Annotated in this window: 2 protein-coding genes; both read right to left on the reverse strand. The window is 32.2% G+C overall.

Features of this window, described 5'->3' with window-relative positions:
- Nucleotides 1-273: 273 nt before the first annotated feature.
- Nucleotides 274-561: a hypothetical protein gene (locus tag HYI04_RS16705; protein ID WP_000857160.1), complete on the reverse strand. Its 288-nt coding sequence runs from the start codon at nucleotides 559-561 to the stop codon at nucleotides 274-276.
- Nucleotides 558-1508 (reverse strand): replication initiation protein, encoded by a 951-nt coding sequence (locus HYI04_RS16710; RefSeq protein ID WP_001031297.1) that lies wholly within the window; start codon nucleotides 1506-1508, stop codon nucleotides 558-560. Before HYI04_RS16710 ends, HYI04_RS16705 begins: the two co-directional genes overlap by 4 nt.
- Between the last annotated feature and the right edge of the window lie 288 nt (nucleotides 1509-1796).

The following is a 1796-nucleotide window of genomic DNA, read 5'->3' on the forward strand; positions in this document are numbered from 1 at the left end:
GTTTTATGATAACTTTACTGTTAAAAGAAGTCTAGACAACCTTGTTTTATGCTTGGATATAAGGCTTATTTTAAAATAATAGTAGTGAAGATTTTCTAAAATTAACATAATACACCTTATACGAAATGCTTTGATTTATCCCTTCTAAATCATTATCTTACTTTGAGCCGTTCCAGTATTCAGCGCACTGGAACGGCTTTTTTGTGACTATTCACGTTCCACGCCTATTCTTTGATCAATGTTTCACGGTTTTAATTAAATAAACTGAATAATTCAATCTGCACGATTTAAGCGATTATCTTGAATAAGATCATCCAATTTATCTTCTAAATCTTCAATCTTATATTTGAGCGATAAAATAGAATTTTTTAAACGCTCATTTTCAGGAGCATCAGGATTTTTTAATTGATTAAAAATTTCTAATAATTCGTTGCGATTAGTGCTTAACCTTTCAATGTCACTTTCAATAGCCATTCTTGGTGTCCACAGAGCAAGTAAAATTTGCTCATAGTCTTTGAGTTCTTGATGGCTCATTGCATCTAATTCAGCTCTAGTTTTCATGGTTTAAAATCCGTCTTGCTATGAAGAGCTTTAAAAATCCGCTTTGCTGTTTCCTCTCTTACACTTTTCGGATCTCGTAAGATGCCACTAATCCAAAGGGCAAAACTAGGATAGTCCTGGAAGTTACTTAGGTCTGATAGCTCAGAAAGTTTAGATAAAATAGCACTGTACTTGTTAATTTGAGCATCAGACAGGTTGCAGAACATATCTATTGTTTTTGGATCTCGCTCAGGAGCTATTAATTTTGGCTTAGATTTTTCTTTCACAGTGAACTTAAAGCCGACAACAGAACGTCCTTTTTTAACTGGACTATAGTCAACTGTTACATCGGTAAATTCATTAATTTCATCTAATGAGCTCTTCAAAACTCTTCGTTTTAAGTTCCTCAAATCTCTATAAGATTCTGGTAAACCAAACTCTGTAAACATTTCATCTAGCGTTAATTCAAAGCCATTTTTTGCCTGATTTTTTTTCGCTAAATGGTAAAAGTCTATTGAGTAGTCTTTTTTTAATTTTAGAACTACATCTTTTTTATAACGAGTGTATGGATTGTATTTATCTAAAATTTTCAACATCACCAAAACAATAGATGTAAACCTTAAAGATATCCCTGCATCTTCATAAGTAGCATCAATTACCCAGTTAGAGTAGACCTTTTTCCCCCTATCATTAACGTATGAAAAGGACCGATCTACTAGTTTTTTTGACGCATTTTCAATTTGTTTATAAGCAGAATTGACTTTGATACCACAGTCATCAGCAAATTGTTGAGCAGATATTAAGATTTGATCTTGTTCACTTGCATCGACATTTCTAGCAATCGGAGAAGCCATAATTAAAATTCTTTTTTCATCTACAGACATGCTTTTAAAGCATTCAGTAACTTTGTTTTGAATAGCCATTGTTGTTACTGGATAAGATTTATCATAACTATTTTCTTTATTCATTCAGATATCAAACCTTATAAAAAATGAACATGATTTTTGTACCCTTATGAGAAAACAATGTACACCAATAAACATAAGGGTACAATAATTTATTTGTACCCTTTATCATGCTATTTGTACCCTTTTAACGCTTGAAACTATTGCTGCATAAGGTTTTCAGAGGGTCTAAAAGCTTTTAAAAGCTTTTTAAAAGAATAAAAGGGAATTTATTTCCAAAGTGAGTTATTAAAACTGCCCTTGGTACTCGCTAAAGCTCGTACTCTATTGAAGCTCGTTTCACTCGCTTCG

The organism is Acinetobacter sp. SwsAc2 (assembly GCF_013391465.1).
In the GTDB taxonomy this organism is placed as follows: domain Bacteria; phylum Pseudomonadota; class Gammaproteobacteria; order Pseudomonadales; family Moraxellaceae; genus Acinetobacter; species Acinetobacter johnsonii.